Annotated in this window: 21 protein-coding genes; 8 read left to right on the top strand and 13 right to left on the bottom strand. The window is 65.8% G+C overall.

Features of this window, described 5'->3' with window-relative positions; all coding sequences use genetic code 11:
* The first annotated feature begins 4 nt into the window (after positions 1-4).
* The 5 genes from HUK72_RS00860 (at position 5) to HUK72_RS00840 (ending at position 4591) form a co-directional block, all read left to right on the top strand.
* Positions 5-661, top strand: coding sequence for a CpaD family pilus assembly protein (locus HUK72_RS00860; protein WP_176595108.1), 657 nt, complete (start codon positions 5-7; stop codon positions 659-661).
* A gap of 1 nt (position 662) precedes the next feature.
* Complete coding sequence (locus HUK72_RS00855; RefSeq protein ID WP_176595107.1) at positions 663-1949, top strand: pilus assembly protein CpaE; 1287 nt, start codon at positions 663-665, stop codon at positions 1947-1949.
* A gap of 71 nt (positions 1950-2020) precedes the next feature.
* Positions 2021-3019 carry a type II secretion system F family protein gene (locus HUK72_RS00850; RefSeq protein ID WP_176595106.1) on the top strand — a complete coding sequence of 333 codons (999 nt, stop codon included), beginning with the start codon at positions 2021-2023 and terminating at the stop codon, positions 3017-3019.
* Between the two features lie 13 nt (positions 3020-3032).
* The gene (locus HUK72_RS00845) at positions 3033-4025 is read left to right on the top strand and encodes a type II secretion system F family protein (protein ID WP_176595105.1); all 993 of its coding nucleotides are present in this window, start codon (positions 3033-3035) and stop codon (positions 4023-4025) included.
* Positions 4026-4159: 134 nt separating this feature from the next.
* Positions 4160-4591, top strand: coding sequence for a DUF2147 domain-containing protein (locus HUK72_RS00840; protein ID WP_176595104.1), 432 nt, complete (start codon positions 4160-4162; stop codon positions 4589-4591).
* Between the two features lie 175 nt (positions 4592-4766).
* On the opposite strand, the gene HUK72_RS00835 is transcribed toward HUK72_RS00840, so the two are convergent.
* The 4 genes from HUK72_RS00835 to HUK72_RS00820 all read right to left on the bottom strand — a co-directional run bounded on the left by HUK72_RS00835 (position 4767) and on the right by HUK72_RS00820 (position 6995).
* Entirely contained in the window at positions 4767-5459 is a 693-nt protein-coding gene (locus HUK72_RS00835; protein ID WP_176595103.1) for an aspartate/glutamate racemase family protein, read from the bottom strand.
* 60 nt (positions 5460-5519) lie between these two features.
* Positions 5520-6323, bottom strand: a complete 804-nt coding sequence (locus HUK72_RS00830; RefSeq protein WP_176595102.1) for an NAD(P)(+) transhydrogenase (Re/Si-specific) subunit beta — start codon at positions 6321-6323, stop codon at positions 5520-5522.
* Positions 6323-6592 (bottom strand): proton-translocating transhydrogenase family protein, encoded by a 270-nt coding sequence (locus HUK72_RS00825; protein WP_176595101.1) that lies wholly within the window; start codon positions 6590-6592, stop codon positions 6323-6325. The genes HUK72_RS00830 and HUK72_RS00825 overlap by 1 nt, the downstream gene beginning before the upstream one ends.
* 295 nt (positions 6593-6887) lie before the next feature.
* Entirely contained in the window at positions 6888-6995 is a 108-nt protein-coding gene (locus HUK72_RS00820) for an aa3-type cytochrome c oxidase subunit IV (protein ID WP_255325576.1), read from the bottom strand.
* Between the two features lie 229 nt (positions 6996-7224).
* Between HUK72_RS00820 and HUK72_RS00815 the strand changes: the two genes are divergently transcribed.
* Positions 7225-8673: a sigma-54 dependent transcriptional regulator gene (locus HUK72_RS00815; protein WP_176595099.1), complete on the top strand. Its 1449-nt coding sequence runs from the start codon at positions 7225-7227 to the stop codon at positions 8671-8673.
* A gap of 104 nt (positions 8674-8777) precedes the next feature.
* Positions 8778-9404, top strand: a complete 627-nt coding sequence (locus HUK72_RS00810) for a hypothetical protein (RefSeq protein WP_176595098.1) — start codon at positions 8778-8780, stop codon at positions 9402-9404.
* A 204-nt stretch (positions 9405-9608) separates the two neighbouring features.
* Here the strand turns inward: HUK72_RS00810 and HUK72_RS00805 are convergent, their stop codons facing one another.
* The 9 genes from HUK72_RS00805 to HUK72_RS00765 all read right to left on the bottom strand — a co-directional run bounded on the left by HUK72_RS00805 (position 9609) and on the right by HUK72_RS00765 (position 19530).
* On the bottom strand, positions 9609-10112 hold the full coding sequence (locus tag HUK72_RS00805; RefSeq protein WP_176595097.1) for an asparaginase domain-containing protein: 504 nt from the start codon (positions 10110-10112) through the stop codon (positions 9609-9611).
* Between the two features lie 68 nt (positions 10113-10180).
* On the bottom strand, positions 10181-10993 hold the full coding sequence (locus HUK72_RS00800) for a pyrroline-5-carboxylate reductase (RefSeq protein WP_176595096.1): 813 nt from the start codon (positions 10991-10993) through the stop codon (positions 10181-10183).
* A gap of 11 nt (positions 10994-11004) precedes the next feature.
* The gene (locus HUK72_RS00795; RefSeq protein WP_176595095.1) at positions 11005-11511 is read right to left on the bottom strand and encodes a YbjN domain-containing protein; all 507 of its coding nucleotides are present in this window, start codon (positions 11509-11511) and stop codon (positions 11005-11007) included.
* 92 nt (positions 11512-11603) lie between these two features.
* Complete coding sequence (locus HUK72_RS00790; RefSeq protein WP_176595094.1) at positions 11604-11894, bottom strand: accessory factor UbiK family protein; 291 nt, start codon at positions 11892-11894, stop codon at positions 11604-11606.
* 45 nt (positions 11895-11939) lie between these two features.
* A complete protein-coding gene (locus tag HUK72_RS00785) occupies positions 11940-12488 on the bottom strand; it encodes a TspO/MBR family protein (RefSeq protein ID WP_176595093.1) in 549 nt (182 codons plus the stop codon).
* 20 nt (positions 12489-12508) lie between these two features.
* Positions 12509-15613: an efflux RND transporter permease subunit gene (locus HUK72_RS00780; protein WP_176595092.1), complete on the bottom strand. Its 3105-nt coding sequence runs from the start codon at positions 15611-15613 to the stop codon at positions 12509-12511.
* A 12-nt stretch (positions 15614-15625) separates the two neighbouring features.
* The gene (locus HUK72_RS00775; protein WP_176595091.1) at positions 15626-16684 is read right to left on the bottom strand and encodes an efflux RND transporter periplasmic adaptor subunit; all 1059 of its coding nucleotides are present in this window, start codon (positions 16682-16684) and stop codon (positions 15626-15628) included.
* A gap of 87 nt (positions 16685-16771) precedes the next feature.
* Positions 16772-17509, bottom strand: coding sequence for a TlyA family RNA methyltransferase (locus tag HUK72_RS00770; protein WP_176595090.1), 738 nt, complete (start codon positions 17507-17509; stop codon positions 16772-16774).
* The gene (locus tag HUK72_RS00765; protein ID WP_176595089.1) at positions 17509-19530 is read right to left on the bottom strand and encodes a protein-disulfide reductase DsbD; all 2022 of its coding nucleotides are present in this window, start codon (positions 19528-19530) and stop codon (positions 17509-17511) included. The genes HUK72_RS00770 and HUK72_RS00765 overlap by 1 nt, the downstream gene beginning before the upstream one ends.
* A 77-nt stretch (positions 19531-19607) precedes the next feature.
* Here HUK72_RS00765 and HUK72_RS00760 point away from each other — a divergent pair, with 77 nt between their 5' ends.
* Positions 19608-21272 carry an alkaline phosphatase family protein gene (locus HUK72_RS00760; protein WP_176595088.1) on the top strand — a complete coding sequence of 555 codons (1665 nt, stop codon included), beginning with the start codon at positions 19608-19610 and terminating at the stop codon, positions 21270-21272.
* Positions 21273-21364: the final 92 nt, after the last annotated feature.

Below are 21364 nucleotides of genomic sequence, written 5' to 3'. Positions count from 1 at the left end.
AGACATGACTTTCCAGTCCCACAAAAATCTCGTCCGCTTCGGTGCCCTCGCCCTGATGGCCCTGCCGCTCGCCGCCTGCCAGACCGACCAGGCCGCCAATCGCGGCGTGCAGTCGGTCCACCAGCCGGTCGTCAGCCACACCACCTTCACCTATGACGTGCAGGCCGGCCCCGACGGCGGCCTGACCGGTTCGGAAGCCCGCCGCCTGGACGATTGGTTCGCGTCCATCGGCCTTGGCTATGGCGACCAGGTCGCCGTCGCGACGGACGCCGCCTATTACAGCCCTGCCCTGCGCGAAGGCATAGCCGATGTCGTCGCCCGCCACGGCATGCTGGTGGGCGAGGACAGCTCTGCCGTCGCCGGCACCGCGCCGCAGGGTGCCGTCCGCCTGATCGTGCGCCGCGCCACCGCCAGCGTGCCGGGCTGCCCCAACTGGTCGGACAAGCCCGAAACCGACATCCAATTGGGCGCATCGACCAATTTCGGCTGCGGCGTGAACGGCAATCTGGCCGCGATGATCGCCAATCCGGAGGATCTGGTTCGCGGCCAGACCACCGACAGCGACCTGCGCACCGCCACGTCCAACCGCGCCATCTCCACCTATCGCGAAAAGGCGCCGACCGGTTCCGGCGATCTCAAGACCCTGTCGGGAGGCAATTGACATGAATGCACCCTGGAAACCCGGCGCCTCCGGTCAGCGTGATCCCTTCCACGCCTTCGTCTGCGACGATCACAGCTTCGACCTGCTGCGCGTGGTCGCCGCGGAAATGGGCTGGGCACCGGAAAAGGTGAACAAGGGCGGCATGCGCAACGCGGTGCAGAGCCTGTCGATCACCGCCTCGCCACAGATCCTGTTCATCGACATGTCGGAAAGCGGCGACCCGCTGAACGACATCAACAGCCTCGCGGAAGTCTGCGAACCCGGCACGGTCGTGATCGCGGCGGGTCAGGTCAATGACGTGCGCCTCTATCGCGACCTGCTGGCCAGCGGCATCCAGGATTATCTGCTGAAGCCCTTCGGCGCCGACCAGTTGCGTGACGCGCTGGCGCAGGCGCAGGCCGTGTTCTTCGCCCCGCGCGACGCAGGGCCGGAACGTCCGCACATGACCACGGCGGTCATCGGCACCCGCGGCGGCGTGGGCGCGTCCAGCATCGCCACCTCGCTCGCCTGGCTGCTCAGCGACAAGAAGAAGCGGTCGACCGCCTTGCTCGACCTCGACGTCCATTTCGGCACCAATGCGCTGGCGATGGACCTGGAGCCGGGCCGGGGCCTGACCGACGCGATCGAAAATCCCAGCCGCATCGACGGGCTGTTCATCGAGCGCGCCATGGTCCGCGCCAGCGACAATCTGGCGATCCTGTCGGCCGAAGCGCCGATCAGCCAGCCGATGCTGACCGACGGCGGCGCCTTCTACCAGTTGCTGGAGGAATTCCACGCGGCCTTCGAATGCAGCGTCATCGACCTGCCGCGCGCCATGCTGATCCAGCATCCGCACCTGATGAGCGACGTGAACGTCGCCGTGGTGGTGACGGAGCTGACTTTGGCGGCGGCCCGCGATTCGATCCGTATCCTCTCCTGGCTGAAGACCAACGCGCCGCAATCGCGGGTGCTGGTGGTCGCCAACCGCGTCCATCCGGGCTCGCCGGAAATCAGCCGCAAGGATTTCGAACAATCGATCGAGCGCAAGGTCGACATCCTCATCCCCTTCGACATCAAGGTCGCGTCGCAAGCGGCGAAGCTGGGCAAGACGCTGGCGGAAACGGCCAAGGGCAGCAAGGTCGGCGCGGCCTGCACCATGCTGCTCGACAGCGTGCTAGGCGCGGCGGAGGAAGGCGAGGAGGCGGAAAGCGGCTCGTCCCCGGCCAAGAAGGGCGATTCCCTGCTCGGCAAGATCACCGATCTCAAGAGCATGATCCCCTCTCGCCGCAAGGCCAAGGCTTCGGCCTGAACGGGACAGGTCATGCCGCTTGAACGCGGCGCGACTCGTTTGACGGAACCGGATTGGAAACGGGCAGGCACATGAACGGCAATTTCATCCTGATCGCGGTGCTGCTCGCCAGCTTGCTGGGCCTGGTCGCCATGGCCTTTGCCGGTCCCTCGCCCGACAAGGCGCGCAAGCGCCGCATGGATCTGATCCGCGGCCGGCACAGCGATTCCACCGACGCCATATTGGAAGCGCGCATGCGCAAGGCGATTTCCAACCGCCCCGTCGGTGCGGAATCGACGATGCTGGTGTCGCTGGTGCCCAATCCGGAAAATCTGGCCAAGCGCATCCGCATGACCGGCAAGAAATGGACGGTCAGCCAATATATGACCTCTTGCGCGGTCATATTCCTGGTGCTGTGCGCCCTGCTGATGCTGCGCGGCTTCCCACCGCTATTCGCGCTGATGCTCGGCCTCGCCGCCGGGCTGGGCCTGCCGCATATGTGGGTCAGCCGGCTGATCAAGGGCCGGGTGCAGAAGTTCAACGCCAAATTCCCGGACGCGCTGGAACTGCTGACCCGCGGCCTGCGCTCCGGCCTTCCCATCGCGGAAACCCTGAACGTCGTGTCGACTGAAGTTCCCGGCCCGGTGGGCGAAGAGTTCAAGATGATCACCGAGCGTATCAAGATCGGCAAAACCATGGACCAGGCGCTGCAGGAAACCGCCGACCGGCTGGGCACGCCGGAATTCCAGTTCTTCGTCATCAGCCTGGCGATCCAACGGGAGACCGGCGGCAACCTGGCCGAAACCCTGTCGAACCTGGCCACCGTGCTGCGCCAGCGTTCGCAGATGAAGCTCAAGATCCGGGCCATGTCCTCCGAATCCAAGGCGTCCGCCTATATCATCGGCGTGCTGCCGTTCCTGGTCTTCGGCCTGATCTGCTACATCAACTATAATTATATGTCGCCCTTCTTCACGCCCGATCCGGCGGGGATTTTCGGCCTTTCGACCATGCAGGTCATCGGCATCGGCGGCATGTGCTGGATGAGCATCGGCGCCTTCATCATGGCGCAGATGATCAACTTCGAGATCTAAGGAAGCCGACAAGATGGAAAGCACACCCGTCCCCGCCGGCACCCTCTTCGGACTGACCGCCACTGATTTCGGCACGCTGCTGGCGGCGCTGGCGACCATGGCGATGCTGTTCGCGCTCTACACGGTGATGACCGTGCGCGATCCGATGGCGAAGCGCGTCAAGGCGCTGAATGAACGCCGCGAGCAGTTGAAGGCGGGCATCACCGCCTCGACTGGTCGCCGCCGCGCCAAGCTGGTGAAGAAGAATCAGGCGACCGACCAGATGCGGTCGCTGCTGTCCAGCCTGAAGGTGTTGCAGGACGACCAGCTCAAGGACGCGCAGATCAAGCTGGCGCAGGCCGGCATCCGGTCGAAGGACTGGGCCGTCGCGGTGATCTTCGGCCGGATGATCCTGCCGATCGTGATCGGCGGCCTGGCGGCGCTGCTGCTCTATGCCGTCGGCATCTTCCCCGAATGGGGCGGGGCGAAGCGCTTCATGGCCTTTGCCGGCGCGCTGCTGCTGTCCTACAAGGCGCCCGACATCTTCATCGACAACAAGATCGCCAAGCGCTCCGCCGCGATCCGCAAGGGGCTGCCCGACGCGCTCGACCTGCTGGTGATCTGCGCCGAGGCGGGCCTGACCGTCGACGCCGCCTTCAGCCGCGTCGCCCGCGAACTGGGCAAGGCCTATCCGGAACTGGGCGACGAATTCCACCTGACGGCGATCGAACTCAGCTTCCTGACCGAACGGCGCATGGCGTTCGAGAATCTCGCCACCCGCGTCAAGCTGGACGCGGTCAAGGGCGTGGTGACGACCATGATCCAGACGGAAAAATACGGCACGCCGCTGGCGTCCGCACTTCGGGTGCTCTCCGCCGAGTTCCGCCACGAACGCATGATGCGCGCCGAGGAAAAGGCCGCGCGCCTGCCCGCGATCATGACCGTGCCGCTGATTCTCTTCATCCTGCCGACGCTGTTCGTCGTCATTCTGGGCCCGGCAGCCTGTTCGATCAGCAAGGCCTTCTAAAAAGTTGAGAGGGGCGAAGGGACGCTGCCGTAGCGTCCCTTCGTAATCCACGGAAAGCCGTTGATTTTCCGCCTTGGCGAAGTGGATGGTCCTGCCTTATCCCTTGCCGCAAAGACGCAAATCCGGAGAGGTTCATGGTCGCCATCACCCGCATCGCCGCCCGCGCCGCGCTGTTCATTCTGCCCCTGGCCGCGGCTCTGCCCGCTCAGGCCGCCCAACCCATCACCGGCCGCTGGGCCACGGTCGAGGGCAAGGCCATCGTCCAGATCGCCCCGTGCGGCAAGACGCTCTGCGGACGGATCGAGAAGATCGTGAAACCCACCCCCGGCCGTCCCCAGACCGACATCAAGAACCCCGATGCGGCGTTGCGCAGCAAGCCCCTGGCCGGGCTGGCGCTGCTTACCGGTTTTGCGGATGCGGGCGATCTCTGGAAAGGGTCGATCTATGATCCGGAAAGCGGCAAGACCTATAACAGCAAGGTCAGCCGCAATGGCGACGGCACGCTGAAGGTGCAGGGCTGCATCATGTTCTTCTGCAAGACCCAGATCTGGACGCCGGTGCGTTGAGATGATGTTCGACGCGGGTTGGAGCAGACCGCCTGCTTTCCTTGAAGCGATACGTGCTCCTGCGCAGGCAGGAGCCTAGTTCAGACGGTCCGACAATCCACTCAGGGCGGAACTGGGCTCCTGCCTGCGCAGGAGCACGTATCGCTTAACGGCAGCTCCTAGCCAAAACCTGCCGCTATTCCCCCAAAATCACATCCACCCCGGCGCGGGCATGGATGCTCGTCCCGTCATAGATCGGCAGCACGTTCGCCTTGACGTCGACGATCATCTCCAGTTCCGTGCAGGCTAGGATCGCCGCCTGCACATGCTCCTTGGCGATGTCGGTCAGTTCGGACTTCATATAGCGTTCGGATTCGCGGCTGACCTTGCCGATGGTCAGTTCGTCATAGACGATCCGGTCGATCCGCTCGGCCAGTTCCATATCGGGCGGCAGCAGGGAAATGCCGTGCGCCACCAGCCGTTGGCGGTAGAATTTCTCGGTCATCACATTGCGCGTACCGATCAGCGCCGCCTTTTCGATGCCGTCCGCCTGCATCTTGCGCCCGACCGCCTCGGCAATGTTGATGATCGGAATGTCGACGCCCGCCTGCACCTCGCCGTAAACGCGGTGCATGGAGTTGGCGCAGATCAGCAGCGCCGCCGCGCCGCCCTGCTCCAGCCGCCGCGCCGAAGCGGTCAGCACGTCCGCCGCATGGGCCCATTCCTCCTCGGTGGTGGAGCGGCCTATGTCCGCGAAATCCAGGCTCTCGATCAGCAGCGGCGCGCTGTGCTGGCCGCCCCGGGCGCGATACACGGCCTGGTTGATGATCTGATAATAGCGCGCCGTCGACGTCCAGCTAAGACCGCCTATCAGACCGAGCTTCTTCATGAATCCGCCTACCCCAATGCGCCGACAGGGCCAAAGAGGCCCGTCTCTCCCGTCAAAGCGTTAGGGACGGCGTTCCCCATCGGCAAGCCCCTTCCTGCCCGCCCCACCGCAAAGGCGCGCGCCGAACAGGCTGCCCGCCGCCCCCGCCAGCCCACCCGCGACGGCCATCGGCATATTTTCCATCAGGAAAGCGGACGCGGCGACGGCCCAACCGGCAAAACCGCCGACCAACGCCAAGCCGGGGCCTGTCCCGGCGGTGATCGACCATTTCGCCAGCCCCCGTCCCGCAAGCAGCGCGACTCCAGCGCAGGCCAGCAGCCAGCCCATGTCCGGAGTCGCCGCGAAGACCCCGATGAGTCCCCCCGTCGCCAGCAGCATGGCGCCCGCGGCAACAGGGTGTCCGCCTGACCTGCCCCACAGGATCGTCATCGCCCCCGCGCAAGCCATCGCTCCCCAAGCAACGGCGGCGCCGATCGCCGCGGCGCCGTCGGCACGCAGCCGGTCCGTCGCATCGTCGAGCAGGCCGAAAGCGTGGGGATCGCGCCACGCCGCCGCGCCGATGAAAACGGCCGCCAGACCGGCCAGCCCGACCAGTCCGCCCAACAGCGCCGGAAGGGCGGATCGCGGCATGCCCCGCCCCAGCGCCAGCCCCACCGCGCCTCCGGTGATCAGCGCCGCGCAGATTTGCGGCAGGGCCATGACATCATGGCTGTAGAGCGTCACCGCTCCAGCCACCATCATCGCGGTCATCGCCAGATGTACGCCCTTCCGCAACCCACGCCCAAGCGGTGCCAACAGAGCCGCCGCGAACAGCAATGCCGCCAGCGACCAGCCGGTCAGGATCGTCGGATTCAAATCCTCCATCACGGCTTTGGCGGCGTATCGAGCCGGCGCGCCGCGATGAAACCGCCGCAAAGCGCGGCGCTGCCCGCCACTATGGCGAGCAGCCCCAAGGTCCGCGCCGCGCTGCTGCCCACCTCCGCCGAGACGATCAGCGCGCCGATGAGAATGGCGGATGGCAGCATCTGAAGGATGGAGACCAGCGCCCAGCCGTCATCCGGCCGCGCCCGCCATCCGACGACCGTCCCCAAAGCGCAGGCCGCCAGAAAGCATATGAGGAGGAACAGGGTCATCTGTTCCTCCTCATTGCAGGAAGTCACCGATGGTCAAGTCCGCTCAATCAGACCGGGACCTATCGCTTCTTCTTTTCTTCAAAGCTGCGCCCTCGAAAGCCCGTCATGCTGAACTTGTTTCAGCATCCATTTTTCCCCGCAGTCGGCAGTCTCCGAAGGCGGGATGGATGCTGAAACAAGTTCAGCATGACGAAGGGCTATGGGCCCCTGCTCTATCCGTCAGGCAGAGCTGCGCTCACCGTCAGTGAGACCTGTGATCGCGATTTGCACGGCAGTTGCCCCGCCATCGCCCGCTTTAGCTGGCGATCAGCACCACAACCAGGGCGGCGACCAAGGCGCAGGCGATCGTTCCCCATTTGACGAGCGATATGAACCCTTCATAAGTCTGGGTTGCGCTCTTCATATTTCCTTCCGAAGCCATGCACTGTCCCTCTCTGTTTGCGGTGCCGCATTTGCCCGAGCCACTGACCCCCAAGGGTCAGGTGGAAAATGCTCCAATCCGTTCGCCGGCATCCTCTTATCGTCAAGCCTTCCCCCTCTCAAGCCGGAGCGGACAAGAAAATCTTTTCGGTTAAGCCGGTCTTTACCCCTCCCCTCTACCTTCGGGCGTCAGTTCGCATATGAGGGGTAAGATGGCGCGCGACGGCGTTCCGATGCTGATGTTGATCGATGACGAGCCCGCGCAGCGCAGGCTGGTCTCCGCTCTGGCGGCCCGCGCGGGATGGCGCACCATCTTCGCCAATGACGGCGATACCGCGATCGCGATGCTGGGCACGCAGGACGGCATGCGGCTCGACGCCGTGCTGCTCGACCAGTGGAGCCCGAGCTATGAGCCGACTGGCCTGATCCGCGAGCTGCGCGCCCGCCGTCCGGCCCTGCCGATCATGATCCTAACCGCGCACAATAATGTCGCCGTGGCGGTGGAGGCGATGCGGGCGGGCGCGACCGACTATCTCGCCAAGCCGATCGCCCCTGAAAGGCTACTCGCCGCGCTCAACGCCACGCTGAACGGCGACCATGGCAAGGGCGAGCTGCGGCCGCTTACCGAGAAGATTCCCGCCGCCCTCTCCTTCGAGGATGTGGTCGGCGCCGCGCCGCAGTTCCGCGCCGCGCTTGCCATCGCGGCCAAGGCCGCCCGCGCCCGCGTGCCGGTGCTGATCGAGGGCGAAAGCGGCGTCGGCAAGGATGTGATCGCCCGCGCCATCCACGCCGCCTCGCCGCGCCACAAGCAGACGATGGTGACGGTTAATTGCGGCGCGATTCCGGCCAATCTGGTCGAATCGGACCTGTTCGGCCATGAGCGCGGCGCCTTCACCGGCGCCTTCGAGCGACAGGTGGGCAAGTTCGCGGCCGCCGACATGGGCACCATCTTCCTGGATGAAGTCAGCGAAATGCCGCTCGACGCGCAGGTGAAGCTGCTGCGCGTGCTCCAGGATGGCGAGGTGCAGCCGATCGGCGCGCGCCGTCCGGTCCATGTCGATGTCCGCGTCATCGCCGCCACCAACAAGCGGCTGCATGACGAGATCGAGGCGGGGCGCTTCCGCGAAGACCTCTATTACCGACTCAATGTGGTCCAGCTTACCATTCCGCCGCTGCGCGAGCGGCTGGGCGACGTGCCCGCGCTCTGCCGCCATCTGCTCACCCGCATCTCTACCCAGCCGGGGTTGCGGGGGCTGGGCCTGACCGACGATGCGCTGGCGCTGCTGATGCAGCATGACTGGCCGGGCAATGTCCGCCAGCTTCAGAACGCCCTGTTCCGGGCGGCCGTGCTGTGCGAAGGCGACGCGCTGACCGCGCAGGATTTCCCGGAGATCGCAGCCCATATCCGCAGCCGCGCGTCGGGCGACATGCCGCAGGCCCGGCTCCGCGCCGTGCCGCAGCCGCATCGCGAGGCCGCCGGCATCACTCTGTTCGAAGGCGACGGCCATGTCCGCCAATTGGCCGAGATCGAGGCGGACGTGATTCGCCTCGCCATCGGCCATTATCGCGGGCGCATGACCGAAGTGGCCCGGCGGCTGGGCATCGGCCGTTCGACCCTCTACCGCAAGCTGGCCGAACTGGGGATCGACAGCGCCGCTTGATCGGGCGCCGGACGCGGGCCGGACAGCCCCGTCCCGCCATCCCCCATCGCGCTACCGGCGGCTGCGGCGTTGAAATGTCGCGGCGGCTATGCTTTGGGAGGGGAATGAAGAGAGCCTCCCTTGCCATCACCCTGCCTCTCCTGCTGCTGGTCGCCTGCGGCCGCGCCGAACCGGTCGAGGATCTGCCGAGCCAGGAGGAACTGGCCGCCGCCGCCAATGCCGCCGCGGCCAAGGCGATGGCCAGCGCCAAGGCCGACACCCCGGCCTCGCGCAATTACGTCAATGTCGAGCGCGGCTTTTCCATCACCTTTCCTGAAGGCTGGGAAAAGGACGCCGCCTCCAGCAATGCCGACGGCGTGGTCTATCAGGATCCCGGCGCGGGCGCGGACGTCCGCATCTTCTGGCAGAAGAAGGATGGTGAGCAGACGCTGCAACAGATCGTCGAGACGGTGAGCGAAGGCTCCGAAGGAGTGAGCGGCGATTATATCGGGGACAATGAATATCGCGGCACGGCCAATGACGGGGAAGGCAATAATGTCGCCCTGCGCCTGATGAAGCAGCCGGACGGCGCCATCGTCACCGCCAGCTTCGTCTATCCCGAAATGCTGAGCGAGCAATATCAGGCGATGGCGGAAAAGACGCTGGACAGCCTGCACATCTTCGCGCCCAAGGCCCAGACGCCGGAGGGCAGCGCGGTTCCGGCGGCGGCGGCCAATGCCGGGACGCCTTGATGCGGCGGGTTATGACGAAAGGGCAATGGGTGGACATTCCCCCTCCCGCAAGCGGGAGGGGGCTAGGGGGTGGGCTGGCGCGACATCAGCGGCAATTTACAACGGCTAACCCGGAAGCTCGCTTCGCTCGCGCCCACCCCTAACCCCTCCCGTTTACGGGAGGGGAATGTCTTGGAATTGCCAGAATCAGCCCCGGTTTCGAGCTCAATCCCCAGTCGGAACGAAGGCGCCCTTGACCCGATCCTTCACCACCTTGTCGGCCCGAAAGACCGACCCGCTCATCGTGATGTAAACGCCCGGCGCGGCAACCTGCGCCGTGGCGAACGCCATGCCGAGATTGAAGCTGGCATCGCTCTCCCCAAAGCGCGCAGGGGCGAGCGCGCCGACCAGAACCACCGTCTTGCCGGGAATGGCGGAGAGCAGCTTCGCCGTTTCCGTCATCGTGTCGGTGCCATGGGTGATGATGATATGGCTTTCCGGCGCGGCGGCGACGCGGTCGCGGATCAGCGCGCGGTCGGCGTCGTCCAGTTCGAGGCTGTCTTTGCGCACCACTTCCTCGATGCGGAAGGGCCGCTTGACGCGGGCGATGTCGAGCAGCTTCGCCATCACCGTCTCCCCCACCTGATAATCGGACAGCGCATCGAAATAGATCTTGTCGATCGTCCCGCCGGTGGTGAGGACAAGAATGGGCGTTTCGGGCGACAGCATTGCGGGACTCCAAAGGGGGAAGGCCGCCGCTTTAGAGCATTTCCAGAGAGAGGTGAACCGCTGCCGCCCTATTCGCCCCTGGCCATTTCCTCGCCCCGGTCGCGGGCGGCGGCCAGCGTATCGGTCAGCAGCTTCAGCAGCCGGTCATCGGCGTCGAGGACGTTCAGCCCCTGCCGCGTCATGCCGCCAGGGCTGGCGACGCGATCGGCCAGGACAGCCGGGCTTTCGCTGGCCATAGCCGCCATGCTGGCCGAACCGCGCACCGTGGCGAGCGCCATGCGGGCCGCCTGATCGGACGGCAGGCCCAGCGCTTCGCCGGCGCGGGCGAAAGCGTCGATGAAGCGGAACAGAAAGGCGGGACCGCATCCCGACAGGGCGGTGACTTCGTTGAACTGCCCCTCATCCGCGATCCATTCGGCAAGGCCGAGCGGGGCGATGAACGCCTGCACCGCTTGGCGCGCAGCGGCCGGGACAGCGGCGTCCGCATGGAGCGCGGTCACGCCCTCCCCTATGCCGACGGGCAGGTTCGGCATGGCGCGGACGATCTCCGCCGCCGCCGGGAAGGCGGCGCGCAGGTCGGCCAGCGGCGTTCCCGCCAGGATCGAGAGGATACGCGTGTCGGCTCCGCACAATGGCGCGAGCGAAGCCGCCACATCGCCAAGCTGATAGGGCTTCATGCCCAGCAGCACGGTCGTCCCGCCCGACAACGCTGTGGGATAATCTGTGACCACCCGCACACCGTCCGCCACCGCCTTGCCGCTGGGACGCAACACGGTCACGCGCGCCGGATCAAGACCGCAGGTGAGCCAGCGGGTCAGCATCTGCCCCGCCATATTGCCGCAGCCGACAAGGAACAGATGGTCGGGCCAAATATCGGTCATGGGAAAGAGTCTCAGGCTTCGCCGCGCGTTTCGATGAGGCTGGCGGAAAGGGCTTCGGCCGGGGTCTTGCCGCCCCAGAGGACGAACTGGAACACCGGATAGAAGCGCTCGCATTCGTCGATCGCGGTTTCGACGAGTATCTGCGCCTGATCGAGCGTCAGCGTGCCACCCGCCCCCAGCAATGCGCCATGTCGGAACAGCACGATGCCGCTGGATGACCAGAGTTCGAAATGGCCGAGCCAGAGCTGCTCGTTGATCAGGCCCAGCGTTTCGTAGATGGCGGTGCGCTTGTCCTCATTCACCCTTATGTCGGGCAAGGCGAGCATCTGCAGCACCTGATCCTCGTCGCGCCAGATGCCGCGCAGCTCATATTGCGCCCACGACCCTTGCGTGCTGGCAACGATCTCATCCTCACCGACCTGATCGTAACTCCAGCCATGCGCCTCGAAATAGGCGGCCAGCATGTCGATCGGCGCGGCTTCCTGGCCGCCATTTTCATATTCGTCGCTGTCCATCATCTGCGCGCCTTAAAGCATTTTTGCCGCCGGGGGAAACCGGGGCGGCATGGAAAATGCGTGGACAACTCCGCTTTTGCCGTGGAAGCCGGCAGTTATTCCGCGTCCTTGGGCTTGGCGCGGACCGTCTGCTTGACCGGTTCGGGTGCCTTGCCCTCCAGCGCGTCGAGGCGGGCCTTCAGCAATTCCACCTCCTCGCGGGCGGCGGCGGCCAGCGCCTTGACCGCGTCGAATTCGTCGCGGTTGACGAAATCCATCCCGCCGATCCACTGCTTGGCCTTTTCGCGGGCGTTGGTCTCGAATTCGCGGCTCATGCCCGCAACCGTTCCGGCCGCGCCGTTCACCAGCTTGGCCAGATCGTCGAAAAAGCGGTTTTCGCTCTGCATGATGCTTCGTCCTTCCGTGCGGCGCCCTGATGCGGGCGCCAAAAATCATATCTGGGTCTGGAATGCGGGTTTGCCAAGGCTTTCCGCGTCCGGATTGAGGCGGCCGATCTCATAGTTGAGGTAGGAGGCGAAGGCCAGCCAGCACAGATAGGGCAGCAGCAAAAGACCCGCGACCCGGCGAACGCGCCAGAAAAGCACGGTCGTGACGGCGACCAGCACGGCCAGCGCGACGATCAGGACCAGGGCCTGATCCACCTGATGCGCGCGGAAGAAAAGCGGGGACCAGAGGAGATTAAGGATGAATTGCGCGATGAAGGCGATGATCGCCGCAGCCCTGCCCCTTGCGCCGCGCGCGTGGAGGACGATGGCGAAGGCCAGCGCCATCAGCACATAGAGCACGCTCCAGGCAGCGCCGAAGACCCAGCCAGGGGGGATCAGCTCCGGCTTGGCCAGCGCCGCGAACCAGCGATTGCCATAGCCACTATTGGCGAGCTTGCCCGAAAGAAAGCCAAGGAAAACAATGGCAGGCACAGTAACCAGTGCCCAGCGCGCATAGGCGAGACGTAATTGACCCGGAGACGCAATCTCGTTCATCGGCAACGAAGCTCCACGATTTACTCAGCGGCTTCGGGCGAATCCTTCAAGGCCGAGTCAAGCCGCCGACTGACGGTTTGCGGTGAAACGGTTCGTCCTGCAACCCGCGAATAGAGGATCGGGATCAGGAACAGCGTGATCAGCGTCGCCAGGCTGACGCCCGAAACCACCACCACGCCGATCGAATGGCGCGCCGCCGCGCCCGCCCCGCCGCGAATGACCAGCGGAACCGCGCCGATGACGGTGGCGATGGACGTCATCAGGATCGGGCGCAGGCGGCGAGCGGCGGCCTGGCGGATGGCCGCGCCGATCTCCAGCCCCTCGTCGCGTAGCTGGTTGGCGAATTCGACGATCAATATGCCGTTCTTCGCCGCCAGCCCCACCAGCATGACGATGCCGATCTGGCTGTAGAGGTTGACCGACCCGCCCGTCAGCGCAAGGCCCAGCACGCCGCCCGCCACGGCCAGCGGCACGGTGGCGATGATGACGCCGGGATGGATGAAGCTTTCGAACTGCGCGGCCAGCAGCAGATAGACGATCAATATGGTGAGCCCGAAGACCAGCCAGATCGACCCGCCGGTCTCGCGCAGCGACTGGCTCTCCCCCCGATAGCCGAGCGCCAGCACTTCGGGCGACTGGCGCGCCTGATCCTCCAGGAAATTCAGCGCCTCGCCCAGCGAATAGCCGGGGGCCAATGCAGCCGTCAGGGTGATGGCGCGCAGCTTGTTGTAGCGGTTGAGCTGACGCGGACCGGCGACTTCGCGGACGGTGACGACGGTGGACAGCGGCACCAGGACGCCGGTGCGGCTGCGCACGTTGATACGTTCCAGGTCCGCCTGGGTCTGACGCCCCTCCCGTTCCGCCTGCACCAGCACGCGATATTCCTCGCCCCGGTCGACATAGGTGGTGACGCGGCGGGAACCGAGCAGCGTCTGCAACGCCTGGCTGATGTCGTTGGCCGACACGCCCAGATCGCCCGCCCGCTGCTGATCCACCTCGATCCGCATCTGCGGCTTGGTTTCCTTGTAATCGGAATCGAGGTTGATGAAGCCGGGATTGGTCGCGGCGGCGGCCATGATGCGGTCGCGCGCGGCGACCAGCCCCTCATAGGTCGATCCGGCAAGCACCAGATTGACCGGCAGGCCGCGTCCCCGGCCAAGCCCCGAACGCGGCGCGACATTGCCGCGCACGCCCGGCTGGTTGGCGATAATCTTGTTGATCGTGTCCGCCACCTGCGCCGTGGTGATCGTGCGGTCTTCCCACGGACGGAGGAAAGCGATGATGTTGCCGCCGTTGAAATCGTCGCTGCTGCCGAAACCGGCGGGCGCGCGGATGTTCAGCACTTGGAGAATGCCCTTGTCGCGCAACGGCTGAAGATCGGCTTCGATCCTCTTCATATAGGCCATCATGCGGTCGAAGCCGGTTCCTTCGGGCGCCGTCACCTGGCCATCGACCACGCCGGTATCCTCCGCCGGGGCGAGTTCGGTCGGCAGCATGGTGAACAGGGCGCCCGCACCGGCAAGGAACAGGACCACCGGAATGAAGGCGATGGCAGGCCGTTTCAGCACGCGGTCGAGCAGGCGCGCATAGGCCGCCTCCAGCCGCTGGAACCGATCATCCACCCAGCGCGACAGGCGGGACCGGTCGGAATGGCGCAGCAGCTTCGAACAGAGCATCGGCGCGAGGCTCAAGGAGATGAAGCCCGAAAAGGCGATGGCGGCGATCATCGCAATGGCGAGTTCGCGGAACAGCAGGCCGGTCTGCCCGGCGAGGAACATGACCGGCACGAACACCGCGCAGACCACCAGCGTCGTCGAAATAATGGCAAAACCCACCTGCCGCGTGCCGAGATAGGAGGCGACCAGCGGGTCTTCCCCCTGCTCGATGCGGTGATAGACATTTTCGAGCACGACGATGGCGTCGTCCACCACCAGCCCGATCGCCAGCACGAAGGCGAGCAGGGTCAGCAGGTTGATCGACAGGCCCAGCAGCCACATGACGGCGCAGGTCGCCAGCAGGCAGATCGGCACCGTGATCGACGGGATGATCGTCGCCCGCAACGAGCCGAGGAAGAGAAAGATGACGAGGACCACCAGCAGCGCCGCTTCGCCCAGCGTGTCGTAGACATTGTCGATGGCGCGGCTGATGAATAGCGATTCGTCCGATCCGACGGTGACCTTCATGCCTGCCGGCAGCGTGGGCCGCAGTTCAGCGATCAGCGCCTTCGCCTTCTCCGCGACCTCCAGCGTGTTGGCGCCCGACTGGCGGATGATGCCCACGCCGACGCCGGTCGCGGCGTTGGAGCGGAAGGAGGTATAGGGATTTTCCGCCCCCTGCTCGATCCGCGCGACATCGCCCAGCTTCACCTGATAGCCGTCCGCCCCGCGCCCGACGACCAACTGGGCGAATTGTTCGGGCGTGGAAAAAGCGCGCTCGACGCGCAGCGTTTGGTTCTGGTCCTTCGATTCGAAGCGTCCTGCGGGCAATTCCACATTCTGGGCGCGCAGGGCGCTTTCGATGTCGCCCGGCGTGATGCCGAAGGCGGCGAGCTTCTCCGCATTCAGCCAGATGCGGGTGGAGGGCCGCTCGTCGCCGCCGCCGGTGACGCGGGCGACGCCGTCAATGGCGGAAAAGCGGTCCAATATGTTGCGGTCGAGATAATCGGCAATCTGGGTAGGGGTCCAGCCGTCCCTGGTGAAGACGATGAACAATATCGCCCGCGCATCGGCGTCGACCTTGCGGATTTCCGGGGCCAGCGCATCCTCGGGCAAGTCCTCCACGACGCCGCCCACCCGGTCGCGCACGTCATTGGCGGCGGAATCGATGTCCCGCGACGGGTCGAATTCGATGCTGATCGTGGACACGCCGTCGCGGGAGGTGGAGGTGATGTTCTGAATGCCCTGGACGCCCGCGACCCCATCCTCGATGATCTGGGTGATGCGGGTTTCCACCACCGAAGCCGCCGCGCCGGTATAGCTGGTCTCGACCGAAACGATCGGCGGGTCGGTATCGGGATATTCGCGGATGGAAAGGCTGAGATAGCCGACCACCCCGACGATGCAGAGCAGCACCGCGATGACCGCCGCGAAGACTGGACGACGGACGGACAGGTCCGAAAGCTGCATGGCCCTGCCTCCCTAACCGGCCGCCCGGTCGGCGCTCGCGCTTTTCGCTTCCGGCTTGTCGCCCGGCAGCCGCACCGGCACGCCGTCGGTCAGCTTGACGACGCCATCGGTGACGACAGTCTGGTCCGGCTTCACCCCGCCCAATATCTCAACCAGGCCGTTCTGGCGGATGCCGGTATCGACCTTGGTCCGCTTGGCCTTGCCGTCCTCCACCACGAAGACGAAGCGATCCTCGCCGTCGCCCACCACCGCCAGTTCGGGGACGGCCAGCGACTGGCGCTGCTTTGCGATCACATTGACCGTCAGCAGCATGCCGGGCTTCAGGGCGCGGTCGGGGTTGGGCAGGATGGCGCGTATCCTGACGGCGCGGGTGGCGGGATCGATCACCGGGTCGATGGTCGCGATCGTGCCGGTGAAGGGCCGGTCGGGCCAGGCGGCGGAGACCGCCTTGATCGCCTGCCCTTCCCGGATCATCGACAGGCGGGTTTCGGGAATGGTGAAGTCCAGCTTGATCCGCGAAATGTCGCTGACCGTCGCGATCGGCGTGCCAGCGGTGACGATCGCGCCGGGCGATACAGTGCGCAGACTGACCCAGCCGGGGAAAGGCGAGCGGATCACTCGGTCACTGATGGAAGCGCGGGCCTGTTGCGCGCTGGCGCGGGCGGCATTGGCCAGCGCGACCTGTTGGTCGAGGCTGGCGGCGGTCGCGAAGCCTCGCGCTTTCAACGCCTGGATGCGGTCCAGTTGCTGCTGTGCTGCAAGCGCCTGGGCCTGGGCGGCGGCGAGTTCGGCCTGTTCCTGCCCCACGGCCAGAGTGGCGATCACCTGCCCCTTGCTGACAAAGCCGCCGTCGCTGAAATGGATAGAGGTTATACGCTCCGTCACCGGGGCGGACAGCACCACCTGTTCATTGGCGAAGGCGGTGCCGACGGCGTCCAGATTGTCGGTGAACGTCTCCCGCGCGATGGGCGCGGCCTGTACCAGCGCTGGCGGACGCGCCTTCTTCTCCTTTTGACCGCCACAGGCGGAAAGGGTGAGCGCGATCAGGAGGATAGGCGAAAGGGTGCGCATGGGAAGGGGCTAACGGGCCTTTGCAAGCGACTCAAATGGGCATTTGTCGCGGATGGTAACTATAGCGGCGAAACGAATAGCGCGGGATTATCCGCCAAATATTGCGGACAGGAGAAATTCGACATTGCCCTGCGGTCCGGTGATCGGGCTGGCGGTGATGCCTTCGACCTGCCACCCCTTGGACAGCGCCCAGTCCCGCACCTCATTGCACACCCGTTCATGGATGGCAGGATCGCGCACCACGCCGCCCTTGCCGACTTCTTCCCGTCCCGCCTCGAACTGGGGCTTGATCAGGGCGACAAGGCGGGCGCCGGGGCGGGCAAAGCTCAAGGGGCGGTCCAGCACCTTGGCAAGCGAGATGAAGCTGGCGTCGCAGACGATGATGTCGACCGATTCAGGGATATGATCGGCGGTCAGGATGCGGGCGCTGGTCTGCTCATGGACGATGACGCGGGGGTCGGAGCGCAGCTTCCAGGCAAGCTGGTTGGTGCCGCTGTCCACCGCATAGACTCGCGCCGCGCCATGGGTCAGCAGGACGTCGGTGAAGCCGCCGGTCGAACTGCCCACATCGATGGCGACGGCGCCGGTCACGTCGATATGGAAATGCTCCAGCGCATGGGCAAGCTTGATGCCGCCACGCGATACCCAGGGATGGTCGCGGCCCTTCACCTCCAGCGCGGCGTCGGCGGCGACCTGCTGGCCGGCCTTGTCGATCTTCCGGTCGCCCAGGAAGACGAGGCCGGCGAGGATCAACGCCTGTGCGCGGGCGCGGCTTTCGGCCAGGCCATTGTCGACGAGCAACTGATCGGCGCGGACCTTGGCCATCAGGGCACTAGAGCCGTCAGCGTGGCGGGAGTCAGGAGCTGGGGCAAGGTCTGCGCCTCCTTTCCCGGCGCATACCAGAGGTAGAGCGGGACGCCGGAACGCCCCTGCGCCTCCAGAAAGCGGGTGATGGCGGGATCGGCATTGGTCCAGTCGCCCACCATCACCGTGACGCCCGCCTTTTCGAAGGCGGCGCGGGTTTCGGCGCGGTCGATGGCGGCGGCTTCATTGGCCTTGCAGGTGAGGCACCAGTCGGCGGTGAAATAAAGGAAGACCGGCTTTCTGGCGGCGCGCAGGCTGGCGAGCCGGGTTTCGTCGAAGGGAATGCCGTGCGCCGAGGCAGCAGCGGCAGGCGCATGGTTCGGCAGCAGGATTGCGGTTCCGGCGAAGAGGATGAACGCCGCGCAGATCAGCGCGAGCCCGCCGCGCAGACCCTGCCGCTGGCGACGCCCCAGCCACCAGAGACCGACCGCGAGGATCAGCGCGGTGCCAAGACCGAGCAGGATGGCCGGAACGCCCCTTTGCTGGCCGAGCAACCACAGCAGGCCAAGCGCGGTCAGCGCCATGGGGATGGCGAGGATTTTCTGGAGGCGGGCCATCCACGGACCGGGCTTGGGCAGGCGGGTGCGGAGCGCGGGGACATAGGCCAGCGCCAGAAAGGGAAGTGCCAGGCCAAGACCAAGCCCCGCGAAGATCGCCAGCGCCGCGCCAAGCGGTAAGACGAGCGCCGCCCCCATGGCCGCGCCCATGAACGGCCCGGTGCAGGGCGTCGCAACGAAGGCGACCAGCGCGCCAGTCCAGAAGGCGCCCTGCGCCCCGCCCTTCCCCGCCAGCCTGTCGCCGCCGCCGAACGCGCTTAGTTCGAACAGCCCGGCAAGGTTGAGCGTGATGGCCGTCACCAGCAGCAGCAACAGTAGGATGATGCGCGGGTCCTGCAACTGGAAGGCCCAACCCACCGCCGTACCGGCAGCGCGCAGGCCGAGCAGCAGAGCGCCCAGGGCAAGGCAGGTGAGGATGATGCCAAAGCTGTAAGCCAGCGCTTCGCGGCGGACGATGCGCTCATCGCCGCCTGCGCGGGCGAGCTTCATCGCCTTGAGGCCGAGAATCGGGAAGACGCAGGGCATGATGTTGAGCAGCAGCCCGCCCAGCAACGCGCCGCCCAGCGCGATCAGGACGGTCTGGACCGTTGCCGCCCGCACGGCAGGAACCGTGCCCGGCCTTGCCGTCAGCAGGAAACCCACATGATCGCCGGTGCGCAGCACGGCCTGGACCGGGCCGGATTTCAGGCCTTGCCCGGCTTCGGTTTCGATCAGCAGCCGGTCGCCCTGGCGCGTGACCTTTTGCGGCGCGGCATAGCGGGTCAGGCCTTCGGCAAGCGCGAAGAGATGGACGTCGCGGGCGATCGCCGCCGCCGGGAACGGCACGGACAGGCGCAGGCGGCCATCGACAACCGCATAGCTCGCCTCGCTGCCCAGGGGGCGCGGAAGATGACCGCGCCAGCCGTCGAACTGCGCTCTGTTGCCGGACAGGATCGCGCCGTCGCCCGCGGTCAGGTCCAGCGTCAGTTCGGCGCCTTCGGGCACGCAGACCTTGTCCGTGCAGGCCAGCCAGTCGGCGCGGACCCGAATCGGCAGCTTGGTGCCTGTCGGGACGTCCTGCGCAACGGTCAGGTTCGCCAGCACGCCATAGGGGCCTTCATAGACATGGTTCATCAGGCCAGAGATCGTCAGCGTCTCCGGCACCGGATAACGCAGCGCGCCGACGGTCACGCCCTTGGGCAAAGTCCATTTGACCGTCATGCCCAGGCCCGCATCGCCGGGATTTTCCCAATAGCCGTGCCAGCCCGGTTCCGGCGTCATGGAAAAGGCGATGGCCGTGCCTTTCCCCGGCTGCGGCGTCGCGCTTTCCGCAGTCAGTTCCGCCGCGATATGGGGCGTGCCCTGACCAAAGGCGCCCTGCGCCCGCGCCACAGTCGGCGCGAGCAACAAAAAGACTGTCATCAGAAGGACATGAAAAAACCGCATCGGGCCTCTGTTCCGGTGGACGCAAGGGGGCTAGGTCCCGATGCATCCGCCGTCAAGGCATCAGAAGGTATCCCATAATGTTGAAAAATGTCGTGGCCGCCCTGCTTCTGGCCAGTTCGCTGCCGGCCCTGGCTCAGACCCCGGTGGTGCCTCCCGCCCCGGCAACCGCTCCTATCACCCCGCCCAAGCTGATCGTCGCCATCTCCGTCGACCAGTTCTCCGCCGATCTGTTCAGCGAATATCGGCAATATTATTCGGGCGGCCTCAAGCGGCTGACCGAGCGGGGGATCGTCTTCCCACGCGGCTATCAGAGCCACGCCGCGACCGAAACCTGCCCCGGCCACAGCACCATCCTGACCGGCAGCCGCCCGTCGCGCACCGGCATCATCGCCAATAGCTGGTTCGACCTGGGCGCCGCCCGTGCCGACAAGTCGGTCTATTGCGCGGAGGATGAGACGCAGCCGGGAACTAGCAGCGACAATTATGTCGCCTCCCCTGTACATCTGAAGGTGCCGACGCTGGGCGGGCGGATGAAGACCGCCAATCCGGCCACCCGCGTGGTATCGGTCGCGGGCAAGGATCGCGCCGCGATCATGATGGGCGGATCGACCGCCGATCAGGTCTGGTGGCTGGGCGGGCCGAAGGGCTATGTCAGCTACAAGGGCGTGGCGACGCCGCCGCTGGTCGCGAAGGTCAATGAGGTCATGGCGCAGCGGCTGGCGCAGCCCAATCCCGGCTTCGAACTGCCGCCGCAATGCGCGGCCAAGGACTTCCCGGTCAAGGCGGGCGACCGCACCGTCGGCACCGGCCGCTTCGCCAGAGACGCAGGCGATTACAATGGTTTCCGCATCTCGCCCGAACAGGATGCGATGACCCTGGCCTTCGCCGCCGCGGCCATTGAGGCTATGGCGCTGGGCAAGCAGGCGCAGACCGACATCATCTCCATCGGCCTGTCAGCCACCGATTATATCGGTCACACTTACGGCACCGAGGGCACGGAAAGCTGCATCCAGGTCGACCGGCTCGACCGCGAGCTGGGCGCCTTTTTCGACCGGCTGGACAAGGATGGGCTGGATTATGTGGTGGTGCTGACCGCCGACCATGGCGGCCACGATCTGCCTGAACGCCATCGGCTGAACGCCATGCCGATGGAGCAGCGCGTCGACAGGGCACTGACGCCCAAGGCGCTGTCGGCGGCCATCGCGGAAAAGACCGGCATTACCGGCAAGACGCTGATCTGGGGCGATGGCCCCGCAGGCGACCTCTATTTCGACCGCAGCCTGACCGCCGTCCAGCGCGCCAGGGTGGAAGCGGCGACGCTCGCCCTGCTGCGCGCCCATCCGCAGGTCCAGACCGTCTTCACCAAGGCGGAGATCGCGGCGACCTCCTCGCCCTCCGGCCCGCCGGAAAGCTGGTCGCTGATCCAGGAGGCGCGGGCCAGCTTCGACCCGCAGCGTTCGGGCGACCTGCTCCTGCTGCTCAAGCCCCGCGTCATGTCGATCCCTGAAGCGGCGGTGATGGGATCGGTCGCGACCCATGGCTCGCCCTGGGATACCGACCGCCGCGTGCCGATCCTGTTCTGGCGCAAGGGGCTGACTCATTTCGAACAGCCGCTGGGTATCGAGACGGTCGACATCATGCCGACGCTTGCCGCGCTGATCAAATTGCCTGTGCAGAAGGATGAGATTGACGGCCGCTGCCTGGACCTGATCGCGGGGGATGGGGATAGCTGCGCCAATTAATATCAAGCACCGTGCTCCTGCGCAGGCAGGAGCCCAGTTCAAACCTGGCCTCATCGGATCAACTGTGGAACTGGGCTCCTGCCTGCGCAGGA

Origin of the sequence: Sphingobium sp. 15-1, from assembly GCF_013375535.1 — a bacterium.
Lineage (GTDB): Bacteria > Pseudomonadota > Alphaproteobacteria > Sphingomonadales > Sphingomonadaceae > Sphingobium > Sphingobium aromaticivastans.
The sequence above is the reverse complement of the archived record's forward strand: the minus strand, read 5'-3'. Positions and strand labels throughout refer to the sequence as shown.

What these genes read in the sequence shown, in the direction of transcription:
- HUK72_RS00860 (WP_176595108.1), top strand. Translation starts at nt 5, where the DNA reads ATGACTTTCCAGTCCCACAAAAATCTCGTCCGCTTCGGTGCCCTCGCC.
- HUK72_RS00855 (WP_176595107.1), top strand. Translation starts at nt 663, where the DNA reads ATGAATGCACCCTGGAAACCCGGCGCCTCCGGTCAGCGTGATCCCTTC.
- HUK72_RS00850 (WP_176595106.1), top strand. Translation starts at nt 2,021, where the DNA reads ATGAACGGCAATTTCATCCTGATCGCGGTGCTGCTCGCCAGCTTGCTG.
- HUK72_RS00845 (WP_176595105.1), top strand. Translation starts at nt 3,033, where the DNA reads ATGGAAAGCACACCCGTCCCCGCCGGCACCCTCTTCGGACTGACCGCC.
- HUK72_RS00840 (WP_176595104.1), top strand. Translation starts at nt 4,160, where the DNA reads ATGGTCGCCATCACCCGCATCGCCGCCCGCGCCGCGCTGTTCATTCTG.
- HUK72_RS00835 (WP_176595103.1), bottom strand. Translation starts at nt 5,459, where the DNA reads ATGAAGAAGCTCGGTCTGATAGGCGGTCTTAGCTGGACGTCGACGGCG.
- HUK72_RS00830 (WP_176595102.1), bottom strand. Translation starts at nt 6,323, where the DNA reads ATGGAGGATTTGAATCCGACGATCCTGACCGGCTGGTCGCTGGCGGCA.
- HUK72_RS00825 (WP_176595101.1), bottom strand. Translation starts at nt 6,592, where the DNA reads ATGACCCTGTTCCTCCTCATATGCTTTCTGGCGGCCTGCGCTTTGGGG.
- HUK72_RS00820 (WP_255325576.1), bottom strand. Translation starts at nt 6,995, where the DNA reads ATGAAGAGCGCAACCCAGACTTATGAAGGGTTCATATCGCTCGTCAAA.
- HUK72_RS00815 (WP_176595099.1), top strand. Translation starts at nt 7,225, where the DNA reads ATGGCGCGCGACGGCGTTCCGATGCTGATGTTGATCGATGACGAGCCC.
- HUK72_RS00810 (WP_176595098.1), top strand. Translation starts at nt 8,778, where the DNA reads ATGAAGAGAGCCTCCCTTGCCATCACCCTGCCTCTCCTGCTGCTGGTC.
- HUK72_RS00805 (WP_176595097.1), bottom strand. Translation starts at nt 10,112, where the DNA reads ATGCTGTCGCCCGAAACGCCCATTCTTGTCCTCACCACCGGCGGGACG.
- HUK72_RS00800 (WP_176595096.1), bottom strand. Translation starts at nt 10,993, where the DNA reads ATGACCGATATTTGGCCCGACCATCTGTTCCTTGTCGGCTGCGGCAAT.
- HUK72_RS00795 (WP_176595095.1), bottom strand. Translation starts at nt 11,511, where the DNA reads ATGATGGACAGCGACGAATATGAAAATGGCGGCCAGGAAGCCGCGCCG.
- HUK72_RS00790 (WP_176595094.1), bottom strand. Translation starts at nt 11,894, where the DNA reads ATGCAGAGCGAAAACCGCTTTTTCGACGATCTGGCCAAGCTGGTGAAC.
- HUK72_RS00785 (WP_176595093.1), bottom strand. Translation starts at nt 12,488, where the DNA reads ATGAACGAGATTGCGTCTCCGGGTCAATTACGTCTCGCCTATGCGCGC.
- HUK72_RS00780 (WP_176595092.1), bottom strand. Translation starts at nt 15,613, where the DNA reads ATGCAGCTTTCGGACCTGTCCGTCCGTCGTCCAGTCTTCGCGGCGGTC.
- HUK72_RS00775 (WP_176595091.1), bottom strand. Translation starts at nt 16,684, where the DNA reads ATGCGCACCCTTTCGCCTATCCTCCTGATCGCGCTCACCCTTTCCGCC.
- HUK72_RS00770 (WP_176595090.1), bottom strand. Translation starts at nt 17,509, where the DNA reads ATGGCCAAGGTCCGCGCCGATCAGTTGCTCGTCGACAATGGCCTGGCC.
- HUK72_RS00765 (WP_176595089.1), bottom strand. Translation starts at nt 19,530, where the DNA reads ATGCGGTTTTTTCATGTCCTTCTGATGACAGTCTTTTTGTTGCTCGCG.
- HUK72_RS00760 (WP_176595088.1), top strand. Translation starts at nt 19,608, where the DNA reads ATGTTGAAAAATGTCGTGGCCGCCCTGCTTCTGGCCAGTTCGCTGCCG.